At 67.3% G+C, this 16441-nt stretch carries 16 protein-coding genes, 1 tRNA gene and 1 other RNA gene; 9 read left to right on the top strand and 9 right to left on the bottom strand.

The window, feature by feature from the left end:
• Nucleotides 1-24: 24 nt before the first annotated feature.
• Nucleotides 25-336, bottom strand: a complete 312-nt coding sequence (locus CBR61_RS15420) for a DUF3297 family protein (protein WP_088915172.1) — start codon at nt 334-336, stop codon at nt 25-27.
• A 133-nt stretch (nt 337-469) separates the two neighbouring features.
• On the opposite strand from CBR61_RS15420, the gene CBR61_RS15415 reads away from it, so the two are divergent.
• Both CBR61_RS15415 and tig read left to right on the top strand, forming a co-directional pair.
• Nucleotides 470-554 (top strand) — tRNA-Leu (locus CBR61_RS15415).
• A gap of 63 nt (nt 555-617) precedes the next feature.
• On the top strand, nt 618-2171 hold the full coding sequence (gene tig / locus CBR61_RS15410) for a trigger factor (RefSeq protein ID WP_088915171.1): 1554 nt from the start codon (nt 618-620) through the stop codon (nt 2169-2171).
• Between the two features lie 20 nt (nt 2172-2191).
• On the opposite strand, the gene CBR61_RS15405 is transcribed toward tig, so the two are convergent.
• Nucleotides 2192-3727, bottom strand: coding sequence for an amidase (locus CBR61_RS15405; RefSeq protein WP_088915170.1), 1536 nt, complete (start codon nt 3725-3727; stop codon nt 2192-2194).
• Between the two features lie 165 nt (nt 3728-3892).
• Between CBR61_RS15405 and clpP the strand changes: the two genes are divergently transcribed.
• Entirely contained in the window at nt 3893-4597 is a 705-nt protein-coding gene (clpP, locus tag CBR61_RS15400) for an ATP-dependent Clp endopeptidase proteolytic subunit ClpP (protein ID WP_088915665.1), read from the top strand.
• Nucleotides 4598-4794: 197 nt separating this feature from the next.
• Complete coding sequence (gene clpX / locus CBR61_RS15395) at nt 4795-6060, top strand: ATP-dependent Clp protease ATP-binding subunit ClpX (RefSeq protein WP_088915169.1); 1266 nt, start codon at nt 4795-4797, stop codon at nt 6058-6060.
• Between the two features lie 197 nt (nt 6061-6257).
• Here the strand turns inward: clpX and CBR61_RS15390 are convergent, their stop codons facing one another.
• From CBR61_RS15390 to mtgA, 5 genes are all read right to left on the bottom strand, one after another.
• Entirely contained in the window at nt 6258-6812 is a 555-nt protein-coding gene (locus CBR61_RS15390; protein WP_233996761.1) for a fasciclin domain-containing protein, read from the bottom strand.
• A gap of 143 nt (nt 6813-6955) precedes the next feature.
• Nucleotides 6956-7732: an anti-sigma factor domain-containing protein gene (locus CBR61_RS15385; RefSeq protein WP_088915168.1), complete on the bottom strand. Its 777-nt coding sequence runs from the start codon at nt 7730-7732 to the stop codon at nt 6956-6958.
• A complete protein-coding gene (locus CBR61_RS15380; RefSeq protein WP_088915167.1) occupies nt 7729-8316 on the bottom strand; it encodes a sigma-70 family RNA polymerase sigma factor in 588 nt (195 codons plus the stop codon). Before CBR61_RS15380 ends, CBR61_RS15385 begins: the two co-directional genes overlap by 4 nt.
• A complete protein-coding gene (locus tag CBR61_RS15375) occupies nt 8316-9263 on the bottom strand; it encodes a cation diffusion facilitator family transporter (protein ID WP_088915166.1) in 948 nt (315 codons plus the stop codon). Before CBR61_RS15375 ends, CBR61_RS15380 begins: the two co-directional genes overlap by 1 nt.
• A 6-nt stretch (nt 9264-9269) precedes the next feature.
• On the bottom strand, nt 9270-9941 hold the full coding sequence (gene mtgA / locus CBR61_RS15370) for a monofunctional biosynthetic peptidoglycan transglycosylase (protein ID WP_088915165.1): 672 nt from the start codon (nt 9939-9941) through the stop codon (nt 9270-9272).
• Between the two features lie 104 nt (nt 9942-10045).
• Between mtgA and CBR61_RS15365 the strand changes: the two genes are divergently transcribed.
• Nucleotides 10046-11380, top strand: a complete 1335-nt coding sequence (locus CBR61_RS15365) for an amidohydrolase (protein ID WP_088915164.1) — start codon at nt 10046-10048, stop codon at nt 11378-11380.
• Between the two features lie 148 nt (nt 11381-11528).
• Here the strand turns inward: CBR61_RS15365 and rpoH are convergent, their stop codons facing one another.
• Nucleotides 11529-12416, bottom strand: coding sequence for an RNA polymerase sigma factor RpoH (gene rpoH / locus CBR61_RS15360; RefSeq protein ID WP_088915163.1), 888 nt, complete (start codon nt 12414-12416; stop codon nt 11529-11531).
• Between the two features lie 134 nt (nt 12417-12550).
• Complete coding sequence (locus CBR61_RS15355; protein ID WP_172835982.1) at nt 12551-13513, bottom strand: RluA family pseudouridine synthase; 963 nt, start codon at nt 13511-13513, stop codon at nt 12551-12553.
• 64 nt (nt 13514-13577) lie between these two features.
• Between CBR61_RS15355 and CBR61_RS17265 the strand changes: the two genes are divergently transcribed.
• The 4 genes from CBR61_RS17265 (at nt 13578) to rnpB (ending at nt 16253) form a co-directional block, all read left to right on the top strand.
• On the top strand, nt 13578-14276 hold the full coding sequence (locus tag CBR61_RS17265; protein WP_088915161.1) for a Mov34/MPN/PAD-1 family protein: 699 nt from the start codon (nt 13578-13580) through the stop codon (nt 14274-14276).
• 9 nt (nt 14277-14285) lie between these two features.
• Nucleotides 14286-14939 carry a histidine phosphotransferase family protein gene (locus CBR61_RS15345; RefSeq protein WP_088915160.1) on the top strand — a complete coding sequence of 218 codons (654 nt, stop codon included), beginning with the start codon at nt 14286-14288 and terminating at the stop codon, nt 14937-14939.
• A 21-nt stretch (nt 14940-14960) separates the two neighbouring features.
• Entirely contained in the window at nt 14961-15680 is a 720-nt protein-coding gene (locus tag CBR61_RS15340) for an N-acetylmuramoyl-L-alanine amidase (protein ID WP_088915159.1), read from the top strand.
• A gap of 141 nt (nt 15681-15821) precedes the next feature.
• Nucleotides 15822-16253: RNase P RNA component class A (gene rnpB / locus CBR61_RS15335), an RNA gene on the top strand.
• Nucleotides 16254-16441 lie beyond the last annotated feature (188 nt).

Below are 16441 nucleotides of genomic sequence, written 5' to 3'. Positions count from 1 at the left end.
GCTTTTGGCAAGGTTTGGCTGGGGTCAGCCCTTCTTGGCGACCGGCGGGTTCTCGCCCAGATCCTCGTACCAGGCCTCGACCGGGCCGGTGAGCTTGATCGTCAGCGGCTGGCCCTTGCGGTCGACCGCCTTGCCCGCCTGCACCCGCACCCAGCCTTCTGAGATCGAGTATTCCTCGATATCGGTGCGCACCCGGTCCTTGAACCGGATGCCGACTCCGCGCTGCAGCTTCTCCGCATCGAAGAAGGGGCTGCGCGGGTTGACCGACAGGTGATCGGGCGGCACATCCGCGCCGGCAGAGGCGGCGGGGGCGGTTTCGGGGGTGTCTTCGCTCATGGCCCGCGCCCTTATCGGGGCTTTGCGCCAGCTTCAAGCGTGTTGCGCTTGCCCTTTTGGCGCGAGGCGGATAAGGGCACCCGCTGATACGCGCGGGGAGCCACACGCTTCCCGCGCGGCTTCGTTCGGGCATGCGGGCGTGGCGAAATTGGTAGACGCACCAGATTTAGGTTCTGGCATCGCAAGATGTGGGGGTTCGAGTCCCTTCGCCCGCACCAAGTTCGCCCCTCACCGGCCCGGCCTTACGGATTTCTAGTCAAGAAGGCTTCAGACCAGTTCCCATGCAGACCAAGCAGACTGTCAACGAAGGGCTCAAGCGCGCCTATCTGATCACGATCACCGCGGCCGAACTGGCCGCCAAGATCGATGCCGAGATCAAGAAGATCGCGCCGCAGGTGCGGATGCCCGGCTTCCGCCCCGGCAAGGTGCCCGCAAACCTCGTCAGGAAGATGCACGGCGAGGCCCTGCACGGTCAGGTCGTCAACGACACGATCCGCGAATCGGTCGACAAGCTGATCCGCGACGAGGCGCTGCGCCCCGCTATGCAGCCGGAAGTGGGCCTCAACGAGGACTATGAAGAAGGCAAGGACGCCGCCGTCACCGTCAGCCTCGAAGTGCTGCCGACGATCGAGGCGCCGAGCATCGAGTGCCTGAAGCTCGAGAAGCTGGTGGTCCCCGTGACCGACGCGCAGATCGACGAGGCGCTCGGCAATATCGCCGCGCAGAACAAGAGCTACAAGGACGCCGCCAAGACCAAGAAGGCGGACGAGGGCGACCAGCTGATCATCGACTTCGTCGGCAAGCTCGACGGCGTCGAGTTCGAGGGCGGCAAGGCTGAAGACGCGGCGCTCGTGCTCGGTTCGGGCACCTTCATCCCCGGCTTCGAGGACCAGCTGGTCGGCGTGAAGACCGGTCAGGAAAAGACGATCACCGTCACCTTCCCCGAAAACTACCAGGCCGAACACCTCGCCGGCAAGGAAGCGACCTTCGACGTCACCGTGAAGGCGGTGAAGGTCGAGACCGAGACCACGGTGGACGAGGACTTCGCCAAGAGCCTCGGGCTCGACAGCCTCGACAAGCTGCGCGAGATCATGAAGGGCCAGCTGGAACAGCAGACCGCCGGTCTGACCCGCACCCAGATGAAGCGCGCGCTGCTCGACCAGCTCGCTGCGGGCCACAGCTTCGAGGTGCCGGGCACCATGGTCGAGGCCGAGTTCCAGCAGATCTGGGCCCAGCTCCAGCAGGAAGCCGCCCGCGAGGAAGATGCGGCCGCCGCACTCAAGCAGATCGAGGACGAGAAGGACGAATACCGCTCGATCGCCGAACGCCGCGTGCGTCTCGGCCTGCTGCTCTCGGAAATCGGCCAGGCCAACGGCGTGGAAGTGACCCAGCAGGAAATGGGGATGCTGATCCAGCAGGCCGCGATGCAGTATCGCGCCGAGGACCGCGAGCGCTTCGTCCAGTACGTCCAGTCCGAGCCGATGGTTGCCGCCCAGCTGCGCGCGCCGCTGTATGAGGACAAGGTCGTCGACTTCCTGTTCGACAAGGCGGAAGTTACCGAACGCGAAGTGACCGTCGAGGAACTTCAGGCCGCGATCGAGGCGGAAGAAACCGCCGAAGCGGCGCCGGCTGCCAAGAAGGCTCCGGCCAAGAAGAAGGCCCCGGCCAAGAAGGAAGCCGCCGCCGAGGAAGCGCCTGCTGCCGAAGAAAAGCCGGCCGCGAAGAAGGCTCCGGCCAAGAAGGCCGCTCCCAAGAAGGAAGCTGCCCCGGCCGAGGAAGGCGAAGCCAAGCCTGCCAAGAAGGCCCCGGCCAAGAAGGCTGCGGCCAAGAAGTGATCAGGTGAGCGGCGGGGCGCTTACTCCCCCGCCGGTCGCCACACCCGGAACGAAGGCGCGGGCAGCCTGGCTGTCCGCGCCTTTTCGTAGACTGCGCCCGCCTTCAGCACCTCGTGGTCCTGCCACTGGCCGCCCATGATGCTGAAGCCCACCGGCAGGCCCTCGACCGCGCCCATCGGCACGGTGAGGTGCGGATAGCCCGCGATCGCGGCGAGATAGCCAGCGCCGATGCGCCCGCCGAAATTGTCGCCGTTGACCAGATCGGTGCTCCACGCCGGCCCCGTGGTGGGCGCGACGAGGAAGCGCACCTGGTTGTCGGCGAGCAGCTTGTCGATCCCCTCGGCGCGGGTCAGGCGGCGGAGCGTGGCGAGGTTCTTCGCATAGGCCTCGGCGTCGGTGGTTTCGAGCGCCCGCTCGAACAGGTCCTGCCCGAACCAGCGCATTTCGGCCGCGGCGTTGGCGGTGTTGAAGGCGACCACATCGGCTAGGCTGCGCGGTCCGCCGGTGCCGGGACGGGCGGCGAGATACTTGTCCATCTCGACCCTGAGCTCGTACATCAGCACCGGCAGCGAGGCGCCCCACAGCTCGCCCGAGGGGGTGAACTCGATGTCCACCAGCACAGCGCCCGCGCGCGTCAGGTCGGCGAGCGCGGTCTCGAACAGCGCCTTGACGTCCGCGCGGCTGCCGACCGCGCTGCGCAGCACGCCGATGCGCACGCCCGCGAGCGAGGCGGTGTCGAGCCCGGCGGTGTAATCGGGCACGCGCTTCGCCTCGAGCGTCGCCGGATCGGACCGGTCCTCGCCGGCGATCGCGGTCAGCAGCAGGGCGGCATCATAGACCGTCTTCGTCATCGGCCCGGCGGTGTCCTGCGTGCTCGAGATTGGCACCACATGGGTGCGGCTGACGATGCCGACGCTGGGCTTGAAGCCGACGATGCCGCCCACGCTCGCCGGGCAGGTGATCGAGCCGTTGGTCTCGGTCCCGATCGCGCCCCATGCGAGGCCCGCCGCGATCGCCGCCCCGCTGCCGCTCGAGGAACCGCAGGTGTTGCGGTCGATGGCGTGGGGGTTGCGCGTCAGCCCGCCGACCGCGCTCCACCCGCTGGTGGAGTTGTCGGACCGGATATTGGCCCATTCGCTGAGGTTGGTCTTGCCCAGCACCACGCCGCCGTTCTTGCGCAGCAGCGCGATCAGCGGCGCATCGCGGCCTGTGGCATTGTCTTTCAGCGCAAGGCTGCCCGCGGTCGTCGGCCACTCGGCGATCTCGACATTGTCCTTCACCAGCACGGTGCGGCCCTTGAGCGGCCCGGTCGCGAACTGCTGACGCGCCTTGACCGAAGCGGCGGGATCATAGTCGATCACCGCGTTGATGCGCGGGCCCGCATCGTCGAGCGCCTGGATGCGCAGGATATATTCGTCCACCGCGAGCAGCTCGTTCACGGCCGCCCGATCGGATGCCGTGGCGACCGGCGGGCTCGCCGACTGGGCGAAGGCCGGGACGGCGGTGGTGGCGAGGAGCAGGGCGAGGGCCGGGCGGCCGAGGGCGGTGGTCGTCATCGTGACAGGGTTTGCCACGCATCCGCCCCGCGACAAGAGGGAAAACGCCGGGCGCGCGCCTTGCCGCCTCCCCGTCAATTCACAGGGACAAGGTAAACGCCCTTGAAATTGCCCCCCGCCTGCCGACATAGCCATCCGGAACCCAAAATGGACAAGGGCCCTTCAATGATCGATCTGTTCGGCAATACCGGCGAAGCTTACGGAACCCAGGGCCAGTTCACCCGCGATCCGGTTACCGGCGCGCTGGTGCCCGTCGTGGTCGAGCAGACCAGCCGGGGCGAACGCAGCTTCGACATCTTCTCGCGTCTGCTGCGCGAGCGCATCGTCTTCGTCACCGGGCAGGTGGAAGACGGCATGGCCTCGCTGATCGTCGCCCAGCTGCTGTTCCTCGAGAGCGAGAACCCCTCGAAGCCGATCTCGATGTACATCAACTCGCCCGGGGGCGTCGTGACCGCCGGTCTCGCGATCTACGACACCATGCAGTACATCAAGCCGCGCGTGTCGACCGTGTGCATCGGGCAGGCCGCCTCGATGGGCAGCTTCCTTCTCGCCGCGGGCGAGCCGGGAATGCGCATCGCGCTCCCGAACGCGCGGATCATGATCCACCAGCCCTCGGGCGGGGCGCGCGGGATGGCGTCGGACATCGAGATCCAGGCGCGCGAGATCCTGCGCATCCGCAGCCGCATGAACGATCTCTATGTTCGGTTCACCGGCCGCAGCCTCGAGGAAATCGAGAAGGCGATGGACCGCGACACCTTCCTCGAGGCCGAGGAAGCCAAGGCCTTCGGTCTGGTCGACAAGGTGTTCGAGACCCGGCCCGACAGCGAGGAAACCGGCATCGAGGACGGTTCGGGCGGGGCACCTGAATAAGCTTCCCGCCCCGACCTGCACCACGGCGGGACAGAGCGCCGCCAGACGTGGCTTTTCCACGCCATGTCGAGGGCGGCAGCCATGGTAACACCACGAATTCACGCGCCATGTGTTGATTCATGGGGGCCACGCGATACACTTGACGAATCCGTGCGCGACGTTCCGGCGCCTGCACAAGCGGATTCGAGGACACAGGAATGACCAAATTGAGCGGATCCGACAGCAAGAGTACCCTCTACTGCAGCTTCTGCGGGAAGTCGCAGCACGAGGTGCGCAAGCTTATCGCCGGCCCCACGGTGTTCATCTGCGATGAATGCGTCGAGCTGTGCAACGACATCATCCGCGAGGAAACCAAGTCAGGGATCGCCGGCAAGAAGGACGGCGAGATCCCCACGCCAATGGACATCTTCACCACCCTGAACGACTACGTGATCGGACAGGACCGGGCGAAGCGCGTGCTCTCGGTCGCGGTGCACAACCACTACAAACGCCTCAAGCACTCCGGCAAGGCGGGCGACGTCGAGCTGGCGAAGTCGAACATCCTGCTCGTCGGCCCGACCGGTTCGGGCAAGACCCTGCTCGCCCAGACCCTGGCGCGCACGTTCGACGTGCCCTTCACCATGGCCGATGCGACCACGCTGACCGAGGCCGGTTACGTTGGCGAGGACGTCGAGAACATCATTCTCAAGCTGCTCCAGGCCTCCGACTACAATGTCGAGAAGGCCCAGCACGGGATCGTCTACATCGACGAGATCGACAAGATCACCCGCAAGGCCGAGAACCCCTCGATCACGCGCGATGTTTCGGGTGAGGGCGTGCAGCAGGCGCTCCTGAAGCTGATGGAAGGCACCACCGCCTCCGTTCCGCCGCAGGGCGGGCGCAAGCATCCGCAGCAGGAGTTCCTGCAGGTCGACACGACCAACATCCTGTTCATCTGCGGCGGGGCCTTCGCGGGCCTCGATAAGATCATTGCCGACCGGTTGCAGAAGCGCTCGATCGGCTTCGGCGCACACGTCGCCGATCCCGACAAGCGACGCGTGGGCGAGCTGCTCGAGAAGTCCGAGCCTGAGGATCTACTCAAGTTCGGCCTGATCCCCGAATTCGTTGGGCGCCTGCCGGTCATCGCCACGCTGCACGATCTCGACGTGCCGGCGCTGGTGACGATCCTCAAGGAGCCGAAGAACGCGCTGGTCAAGCAGTACCGCAAGCTCTTCGAGCTCGAGGACGTCGAGCTGACTTTCACCGACGACGCCCTCCAAGCGATCGCCGAGCGCGCGATCAAGCGCAAGACCGGCGCGCGCGGCCTGCGTTCGATCGTCGAGGGCCTGCTGCTCGACACGATGTTCGACCTGCCCGACATGGAAGGCGTCACCGAAATCGTGATCGACGCCGATGTGGTCGCGGGCAAGAAGGAACCGATCCGCGTTCACGGTGGCGAGGCGAAGAAGGAAGAGGCGGCCTAAGTCTCGGCCCCAGAAAAACAAGGCGAAAACGACGCGCCGCCGGAGCCTTCCCGGGCTCCGGCGGCGCTGTGCATCCGGCACCCTGAAAGCGAAACCCCGCCCGGCCCTGGAGGTGGACCGGACGGGGTCGGAGAAAGCGCCGCCCCTCTCGGGAGGGGATTGGGGGAATGAAGGGCAGCGCCAGCTTGTCTGTTAGGTCACGCGGGCAGGAACACGCCGTCGGTCACGTGCACGACGCCGTTCGAGGTCATGACGTCGGCCTTCACGACGGTGGTCTTGCCGCCCTTGGCATCGGTGATCACGACATTGCCGCCTTCGAGCATCGCGGTCAGCGTGCCGCCCTGAACGGTGGTGATCGTCGCCTTGCCACCGTTCGCGTTGATCAGCTTGACGAGGTCGCCCGCGGTCACCTTGCCGGGAACGGCATGGTAGGTGAGGATGGTGGTCAGCGTGCCCTTGTTCTCGGGCTTCACCAGCGTTTCGACGGTGCCGGCGGGCAGCTTGGCGAAGGCGGCGTCGGTCGGGGCGAAAACCGTGAACGGGCCGGGGCTCGAGAGGGTGTCGACGAGGCCGGCGGCCTTGACCGCGGCGACCAGCGTATTGTGCATGCCGGTGCTCATGGCGGTCTGGACGATGTTCGATTCCGCCTTCTTCGCCATGTGGTTGTCGGCGAGGACGGGGGGCGTCACGAGAGTGGTGGTGGCAGCAAGCGCGGCCGCGACGGCGGCGATGAGGGTGGTCTTGGGGGTCACTTCGGGATCTCCGCAAATGGGGTGGTCACGTCTGCAAGCCCCTCCCGCTTGCGTGAAAAGCTACGCAAGCCGCCGTGCGGCAGATGCACCGAATTTGCTAATGCGGATGAATCACCGCTGACGCGCGGCGAAGCGAAGGGCGCTCAGGCGCGGGTAAAGGCGCCCTTGGCGACCACCGGCCCGGCGTCCTGCCCCTCGGGCTTGCCGCCGATCGGCTCGCGCGTGAGGGCAAGTCCCGCCCCCTCGCCGAGCTTTGCGGTTACGGCAGCGGGCAGGGCCATGCTGCGCACCTTGCCGGGTGCGACCACGCCCAGCGACTGCGGCGCCGAGCCGTCGGTGGGCACCAGCCACAACTCGTGATCGTGGACGCCATCGGGCTTGAGGCCGACCGCGCCGACGACCATGCGCTCACTTTCCGGAATGTAGGTGACATCGAGCCGGAGACCGGTCTCGCCAATGGGCACGGTGGCGACCAGCGGGGCGGCGGCGGCGACCTGTGCCGGGGGCGCCTGCACGGGGTGACTGCCGGGGGCGAGGGCGAGCCAAGCCAGCGCGATGGCCGCCGCTGCGCTCGAAAGCCCCGCCAGCCACTGCCAGCGTCGTACCTTCGCTTCCAGCGCGATCACGTTGGCACCGGCAGCCTCTGGGGAGGCGGTCGAAGCCGCCTGCTGCGCCGCCGCCACGCGCGCGGCGATGCCGTCCCACACGTGATCGCCCGGCTCGGCGCCCGGCATGGCGTCGGTCAGCGGCGCGAACCAGCCGTCCCACCATTCCTTGCGCCACGCGAATTGCGGGTCGGTCGCGTACTTCCCGCGCGCGGCGAGCAGTTCCTCGCCCTCGAGCAGACCGAGCGCCCACTCGGCGGCGATCATCGGATCGTCGCGGGTCACTTCGGGGCCGGTTTCTTCCACGCCGCTCATGCCGCTTCGCTCGCTTCGAGACAGGCGCGCAGTCGTTGCAGCCCGCGGCGGATCCAGCTCTTCATCGTGCCGAGCGGCACGTCGGCGGCCTCGGCCAGCTGGGCATAGGTCTTGCCCTCGAAGAAGGCCGCGCGAATGTGGCCCTGCGTCCTCGAATCCAGCGCGCCGAGGCACTTGTGGATCTGCGCAGCCTGCTCGGCATCGACCAGCAGCGCATCGGCGAGCGGCGCCTCGTCGGGAAGCGGCGCGGCCTCCTCGACCGGGACGGCGCCGGCGCGCACCTTGCCGGTGCGCAGCCGATCGACCGCCCGGTTGCGCGCGAACGCCGCCAGCCACGCGATCGGGCTCGCGCGGGTCGGGTCGTAGCGGTCGGCCCGCTGCCAGAGATTGACATAGACGTCCTGCAAGGCGTCCTCGGCTTCCTTTTTGTCGCCCAAGATACGCAGGGTGATGCCGAACAGCTTCACCCGCGTGGCGCGATAGATTTCCTCGAGCGCAGACTGGTCCCCGGCGGCGAGCCGCGCCATCGCATCGCGCAGCGCCTCGCGCGCCTCGTCGGCGGTCGGACGGGGTCGGGCGGCCATCAGTCGCACGCCTCGCACGGGGCTTCGCCGCTTTCGACCTGGAGCGTGGTGTGGTCCACCCCGAAGCGCGCTGCGAGCGTCGCGGAGACCTCGTGCAGGAAGCTGTCCGAGGCCGGGCGGCCGGGCATCACGAGGTGCGCGGTGAGCGCGACCTCGGTGGTCGACATCGGCCAGACGTGGAGATCGTGCACCGCGGCAACCCCCGCGAAGGAGGCGAGGTGCTGGCGGACTTCGGCAAGATCGATCCCCTCGGGCGCGGCATTGAGGCCCATCGCCACGCTGTCGCGCGCAAGGCCCCAGGTGCCCCAGGCGATCATGGCGACGATCGCGAGGCTCACCAGCGGATCGATCCAGGCGATGCCGGTGACGAGGATCGCAAGGCCCGCCACCACCACGCCCACCGAGACCAGCGCATCGGCCGCCATGTGGAGATAGGCTCCGCGGATGTTGAGATCCTCCTGACCTTTCAGAAACAGCATGGCCGTGAACGCGTTGATCGCGATCCCGATCCCGGCGACCACCGCCATGGCCATGCCCTGCGGCTCGGCGGGGTTCATCATGCGGTGAAGGGTCTCGAACAGGATCGCCCCGATCGCCACCGCCAGCAGCAGCGCATTGGCGAGCGCGGCGAGAATTGTCGAGGACTTGTAGCCATAGGTGAACCGCCCCGAGGCCGGCTGGCGCGCGGCGATGCTGGCGATCCAGGCGAGCGCGAGGGCGAGCACGTCCGACAGGTTGTGCCCGGCATCGGCGATCAGCGCCATCGAGCCGTAGACCAGACCCGCGACGGCCTCGATCACCACGAAACCGGTGTTGAGGATGATGCCGATCAGGAAGGCGCGGCCGAAATCGGCGGGCGCATGGTGGTGATGCCCGTGCCCATGCCCGTGCCCGTGCCCGTGCTCATGGCCGTGATGGTCGTGATGATGGGCGTGCGCGTGAGCCATGGCGGGTCAGTTGTAGACGCAAGCATCGAGGCCGTCACGCCTGACGATGCCGATCCGCTTTTCGATCCGGTTGCCGTGGCGCGCGAGCCACCCGCCGGGGTTCTTCACCGAGCGTTTCTTGGGGCTGGGGAGGGCAGCGGCCATGCGGCTCGCCTCGTCGCGGCTGAGGCGCGCGGCGGAATGGCCGAAATAGCGCTGCGCCCCGGCCTCGGCGCCGTAGGTTCCGATCCCGGTCTCGGCCACGTTGAGATAGACTTCCATGATCCGCCGCTTGCCCCAGACCATCTCGATCCAGAAGGTGAACCACGCCTCCAGACCTTTGCGGAAATAGCCGCCGCCCTGCCACAGGAAGACGTTCTTGGCGGTCTGCTGGCTGATCGAGGAGCCGCCGCGGATCTTTCCGCCTTCGAGGTTCTCGCGCATCGCCTGCTCGATCGCCTCGGTGTCGAAGCCCGAATGCTGGCAGAACCGCTGATCCTCCGAGGCGATCACCGCGCTCACCAGATTGCGGTCGATATTGTCGAGGCTCTCCCAGTCCTTGGTGATGCCGTTTCCGTCCATCAGCATGGTCGCGGTGACGGGCACGGGGAGCCACTTGAAGGCGATCACCAGAACCAGGGTGAGGCCGATGAAGCCGGCAAAGGCCTTGGCCGCGAGGCGGAGAATGGTGGCAACCATGCAAGGCCCCTAGCGCAGGCCGGGGGACGTGGGAAGCATCGCCGCTTGCAGGGCGGGGCCGGTGGCGGTTAGCTAGCGGGCACACACGAAGGGGAGACCGAAGAATGCGCCTGTTCCACCTCGCCGCGAGCGCGCTTGCGCTGGCTGTCGCCGCCGCGCCTGCCCATGCCGAAGCGCCCGAGACGCGTAAGGCGATCGAGGCGGATTACGACAGCTACCTCGCCCCGCTGTTCCTCGATTTCCACGCCAATCCCGAACTCTCCTTCCTCGAGAACCGCACCGCGGCGAAGATGGCGGCGGAGCTGAAGGCGGCCGGGCTCGAGGTGACGACGGGCGTCGGCAAGACGGGGGTGGTCGGGATCCTCAGGAACGGCGATGGCCCGACGATCCTGCTGCGCGCCGACATGGACGGCCTTCCGGTCGAGGAGAAGACCGGCCTCGCACATGCCTCGAAGGCGGTGCAGACCGGCCTCGACGGGAAGGAATACCCGGTGATGCACGCCTGCGGGCACGATACCCACATCACCTCCATGATCGGCACCGCGCGGCGGCTGGCGGCGATGAAGGACAAGTGGAAGGGCACGCTGATGTTCGTCGTCCAGCCCGCCGAGGAACTCGTCTCGGGGGCCAAGGCGATGATGGACGACGGGCTCTACCAGCGTTTCGGCAAGCCCGATTACGCGCTCGCCTTCCATGTCGCCGCCCAGCTGCCGATCGGGATCGTCTCGGCGGCCGAGGGGATCCAGTATTCCTCCTCGGATTCGATCGACATCCGCGTGCCGGGCATCGGCACCCACGGCGCCTCGCCGCACCTCGGCAAGGACCCGGTCTACATCGCCTCGCAGATCGTGAGCGCGCTGCAATCGATCGACTCGCGCGAGATTTCGCCGGTGAAGCCGGTGGTGGTGACGGTCGGCTCGTTCCATGCCGGCTCCAAGCACAACATCATCTCCGACGAGGCGAAGCTGCAGGTGACGGTGCGCGCCAATGACGAGGAGACCCGCGAACAGGTGATCGCGGCGATCGGGCGGATCGCGGTCAATATCGGCAAGGCGCACGGGCTGCCGGACTCCATGCCGGTCGAGGTGGTGCGCGGCGCGGGGACGCCGACGACGGTCAACGACGCCGCCCTGGCGCGGCGGCTCAACGCTGTGATGAAGCGCGAGCTGGGCGAGGCGGCGGTGGTGCCCTTCGAGCAGCAGAACATGGGTGCCGAGGACTTCACCTATTTCGTGAGCGCGGGCCTCGGCGTTCCGGGCTACTACTTCGCGGTTGGCGGCACCCCGCAGGCCGATATCGACGCGGCCAAGAACGGCGGCCCGGCGGTGGCGGGGCACCACTCCCCGCTGTTCAAGGTCGCACCGCGGGAGAGCGTCGTGCTCGGCACCCGGGCGATGGTGGCGGCGGTGCTGGACCTCGCCCCGGCGAAGAGGAAGTAGGTGTTCGCCAAAGGTTCCACGTGAAACATTGACGGAGCCACAAAGCGAAAAGGGCGCTGCGATCGCTCGCAGCGCCCTTTCGACATCATGCAACGACCCGGCAACGACCGCGCGATGATCGCGCAACGGCCGGGCGACGGCAGCGCGCTTACGCGACGCCCTGCAGCAGCCTTTCACCCGCGATCCGCTGCATCGCCTTCTGGAGCTTCTCGAAGGCGCGCACCTCGATCTGGCGGATGCGTTCGCGGCTGACGTCGTATTCCTGCGACAGCTCCTCGAGCGTCTGGGGCTTCTCGGTCAGGCGGCGTTCGGTCAGGATGTGGCGCTCGCGATCGTTGAGGCTGTTCATCGCCTCGCTGAGCATCTCCATGCGCATCTGCGCTTCCTGGTTCTCGGCGACGGTCTCGTCCTGCAGGGGGCGGTCATCCGCCAGCCAGTCCTGCCATTCGCCCGAGCCTTCCTCGGCCCCGCGCAAGCTGACGTTGAGCGAGGCATCGCCGCCCATCATCATGCGCCGGTTCATGTTGACGACTTCCTGCTCCGGCACGCCGAGATCGGTCGCGATCTTGGTAAGATCGTCCGGACGCAGGTCGCTGTCCTCGTAGGCGTCGAGGTTCTTCTTCATCCGGCGAAGGTTGAAGAACAGCTTCTTTTGCGCCGCCGTGGTCCCCATCTTCACGAGGCTCCACGAGCGCAGGATGTATTCCTGGATCGAGGCCTTGATCCACCACATCGCGTAGGTCGCGAGGCGGAAGCCGCGATCGGGTTCGAACTTCTTGACGCCCTGCATCAGGCCCACGTTGCCTTCCGAGATCAGGTCGGCGACCGGCAGGCCATAGCCGCGGTAACCCATCGCGATCTTCGCGACGAGCCGCAGGTGGCTGGAGACGAGCTGGGCGGCAGCTTCGGGATCCTCGTGCTCCTGATACCGCTTGGCGAGCATGTATTCCTGCTCGGCGGTGAGCACCGGGAACTTGCGGATCTCGGCGAGATAGCGGTTGAGCGACTGCTCGCCGCTCAGCGCCGGGACCGACATGGTCTTGGACTTGGACACTGGTTTACCTAACCTTTCTGGCGTCGACCGCTCTGCACGGGACCCCTAATGGGCATCCCGCGAACTGGGCCACGGGTTACTTATATACGTGAAAACCGGTCAGATGTATGCGCGTTTCATCGATCAATACGGCCAAGTTGGTCGATCAGTTCCATCATGTCTTGCGGCAGATTGCTCCGGAATTGCACCATCTGGCCGGTCACGGGGTGCCGGAAGCCCAGTTCCGCCGCGTGCAGCGCCTGCCGCGCGAAACCGAGTCGCTCGAGAACGGGGCGCAGGGGTTTCGGGGTGCGGCCATAGGCAGGGTCTCCCAATAGCGGATGGCCGATTGACGCACAGTGAACGCGCACCTGGTGGGTGCGCCCGGTTTCCAGCCGGCATTCGATCTGCGCGGACGATTCGAGCCTGTGGATCACCTTGTAATGGGTGATGGCGCTCTTGCCGCGCGAGGAATTGTTGGGGAGCACCGTCATTTTCTTTCGGTCGGCATCGGATCGCCCGATGCGCGCGTCGATGGTGCCCTCGGCAGGGGAGGGGTGCCCGGCGACCACCGCGATGTAGCGGCGGTGGACGGAGTGCGCGGCAAACTGCGCGGCGAGGCCCTCGTGCGCGGCGTCGGTCTTGGCGGCGACCAGCAGCCCCGAGGTGTCCTTGTCGATCCGGTGCACGATCCCGGGCCGCGCGACCCCGCCAATGCCGGAGAGCTGCCCCCGGCAATGGTGCAGCAGGGCGTTGACCAGCGTGCCCGAGAGGTTCCCGGCCGCCGGGTGGACGACGAGCCCCGCGGGCTTGTCGACGACGATCAGGTGCTCGTCCTCGAAGGCGATGGCGAGCGGGATGTCCTCCGGCGCGGCCTCGGCGGGGGCGGCCGGGGGGATGTCGATGCGGAAGGGCGTTCCGGCGGCGACCTTCACCGAGGCCGAGACGGCAGGCCGGCCCGCGATCGCGACCCGCCCTTCCTCGATCAGCGCCTGCACCCGCGCGCGCGACAGCCCGCTCGCCTCGGCCAGCGCCTTGTCGAGGCGGCCGGGGGCGATGACTGACCCCTCCAGCACTTCGACCTGCTCTGAACCTGTCACCACCCGACCCAACTCCGTTCGCCCTGAGCTTGTCGAAGGGCCGTCTTTCTCTTAGCCGTTCCGCATGGCGTTCTGGGCCTACATGCTCCATTGCCGCGGCGGCGCGTTCTACACCGGTCATACCGATGATCTGGATAACCGCATAGCGCAGCACAATTCGGGTCTGGTGAAGGGCTTTACCAGCGATAAGCTTCCCGTCGAACTGGTGTGGTCGCACGATTTTCCGACCCGCTACGAGGCACTTGCTGCCGAACGGCAGATCAACGGCTGGTCGCGAGCAAAGAAGATGGCCCTTGTCCGTGGGGACGGGGAGGCGATTTCGCAGTTGGCAAAGGGGAAAAGCGGCCCTTCGACAAGCTCAGGGCGAACGGAGATAGAGCTTTCCGCTCAGGCTCTCGCCGCCATGCGCGCCGCCGCCGACGCGGCGCATCCGCGCGAGGCCTGCGGGATCCTGCTCGGCGAAGGGGCCCGCATCCTCGAGGCGCGCCTCGCAGCCAATGTCCATCCCTCGCCCGAGACCCATTTCGAGATCGACCCGCAGGCGCTGATCGATGCCCACCGCGCCGCCCGTGCCGGGGCGGCGGCGGTGGCGGGCTATTTCCATTCCCACCCGAGCGGGGACGCCGCCCCCTCCGCCACCGACCGTGCCTGCGCTGCCGGGGACGGCCGGATCTGGGCGATCCTTGCGGGAGAGGACGTAAGGTTCTGGCGGGACGGGGAAGCGGGTTTCACCGCTCTTTCCTTTACCATGATCGATGGTTAGGAAAGGCGCATGATTTCCCGGACCGATCTAGCCGCGATGCTGTGCTCGCGCCTGTGCCACGACATGCTCTCGCCGGTCGGCGCGCTCGCCAACGGGCTGGAGCTGCTCGCCGACGAGCAGGACCCCCAGATGCGGGCCAAGGTGGTCGAGCTGCTCGAGCAGTCGGCGCGGATCAGCACCGACAAGCTCAAGTTCTTCCGCCTCGCCTTCGGGGCGGCGGGGGGCTTCGGCGAGGCGATCCCGGTGGACGAGGCGCGCGCCGTGATCGATGCGCTTGCCGCCGATGCCAAGCGGGTCGAGGTCAACTGGGCGATTGCCGAACCGAGCCTGCCCAAGCCTGCGGTCAAGGTGCTGCTCAACCTTGCCCAGATTGCGCTGGAAGCGCTGGTGCGTGGCGGATCGCTCGACATCGGGGCGGAGCGGCGCGACGGGGCGGTGGAGATCGTCGCCCGCGCGCGGGGCGACAGGATCGCCTTCGACGAGACAATCGGCCGCGCGCTGCAGGGCGATCTCGACGAGGGCGAGATCACCAGCCGCACGGCGGCGGCGCACATGATCGCGGTGCTCGCCGAGGAGATGGAGGGCGGCCTCCAGTACAAGCTCGGCGACGGCGCGCTGGTGCTGGGCGCGGTGCTGCCCGAGCCCGAAGGCATGATCGGATAGGGCGTCCGGGGTTTGGGGGGCATGGAAGACGACGAGCTGGTCCATCGCGAGGTGCCCTCGCCCAATCACGGCGAACGGACGCTGCCGATCAGCATGGTGGTGCTGCACTACACCGAGATGAAGCCCGTCGAGACGGCATTGCAGCGCATGTGTGACCCCGCCGCCTCGGTCAGCGCGCATTACTGCATCACCGAGGAGGGCGAGGTGATCCGGCTGGTGCCCGAACACCGCCGCGCCTGGCACGCCGGGGCGAGTTATTGGCGCGGCATTCCGGACGTCAATTCGGCGAGTATCGGCATCGAACTGGACCACCCCGGCCACCTGCCCGAAAACGGCGGCTATCGCGGCTTTGCCGAGGCGCAGATTGACGCGCTGATCCCGCTGCTCGCGCGGATCGTGAAGCACTACGACATCCCGCGCGCCAATGTGGTGGGCCATTCCGATGTCGCGCCAATGCGCAAGACCGATCCGGGCGAGCTGTTCCCGTGGGAGCGCCTTGCCCAATACAAGCTCTGCCTGCCGCGTCCGCAATGCCTTGCGGCGGGCAACCCGTTCCACAACGAGGGCAGCTTCTTCCTCGCGCTGGAGCGCTTCGGCTACGACATCACCGACCCTGCCAAGGCGGTCGAGGCCTTCGAGCGCCGTTGGCGGCCCGAGCGGATCACCGGCGTGCCCGACGGGGAGGTGGCGGCGATATTGTGGCAGCTGCTGCTCGACCGCGACCAGGGGCGCACGCGCTAGCAGATTCCCCGTTCGCCCTGAGCTTGTTGAAGGGCTGTCTTTCTTTTTCGATGTCGGTTCCGAAAAAGTGCAGTGCTTCGACAAGCTCAGCACGAAAGGGATTTTTGCATTTGCGCCGTCCCGACCCTATAGGCCGACCCGTCAGGGGGCCTGAGGCAGCCGCGTGACCTTCGGGTCGCGAGGAAAGTCCGGGCTCCACGAAACGAGGGTGGCGGGTAACGCCCGCCGGTCCCGCCTTCGGGCGGGGCAAGGGAAAGTGCCACAGAGAGCAGACCGCCGATGGCCCGCCATCCTTCGGGAGCGCGGGCACAGGCAAGGGTGAAAGGGTGCGGCAAGAGCGCACCGGGGGGCCGGCAACGGCAACCGCATGGCAAACCCCACCCGGAGCAAGGCCGAATAGGGGTCTCGCGCCTTCCGCAAGGAGGCAGGCGTGTTTCGCGCCGAGAGACCCGGGTTGGCTGCTAGAGCCGTCGAGCGATCGTCGGCCCAGATGAATGGCTGCCGCCGCGGGGCCGGTCCGTCAGGATACCGCCCGCGGAGACAGAACCCGGCTTATGACGGCCTCCTGACGTTGTTTTCGTTGCGAACCCGCCTCCGCGGGTTCGTGCTCGGCGCGGTTTCGAGCCCGGCGGGTTCGAGCGCCTGCGGTTCGGCCGCTTGGCCTCCCGGTCGCTGCGCGACCGAAATCATGGCGAAACTTGCGGGTTGAAGACAATCCGGCCCCCCGAAGAACGGGCCGCGAGCGCAAGCGTGCGAGCCGC

Source organism: Porphyrobacter sp. CACIAM 03H1, assembly GCF_002215495.1.
Lineage (GTDB): Bacteria > Pseudomonadota > Alphaproteobacteria > Sphingomonadales > Sphingomonadaceae > Erythrobacter.
Note: the sequence above shows the minus strand (reverse complement) of the source record. Positions and strands in the feature narration are given on the sequence as shown.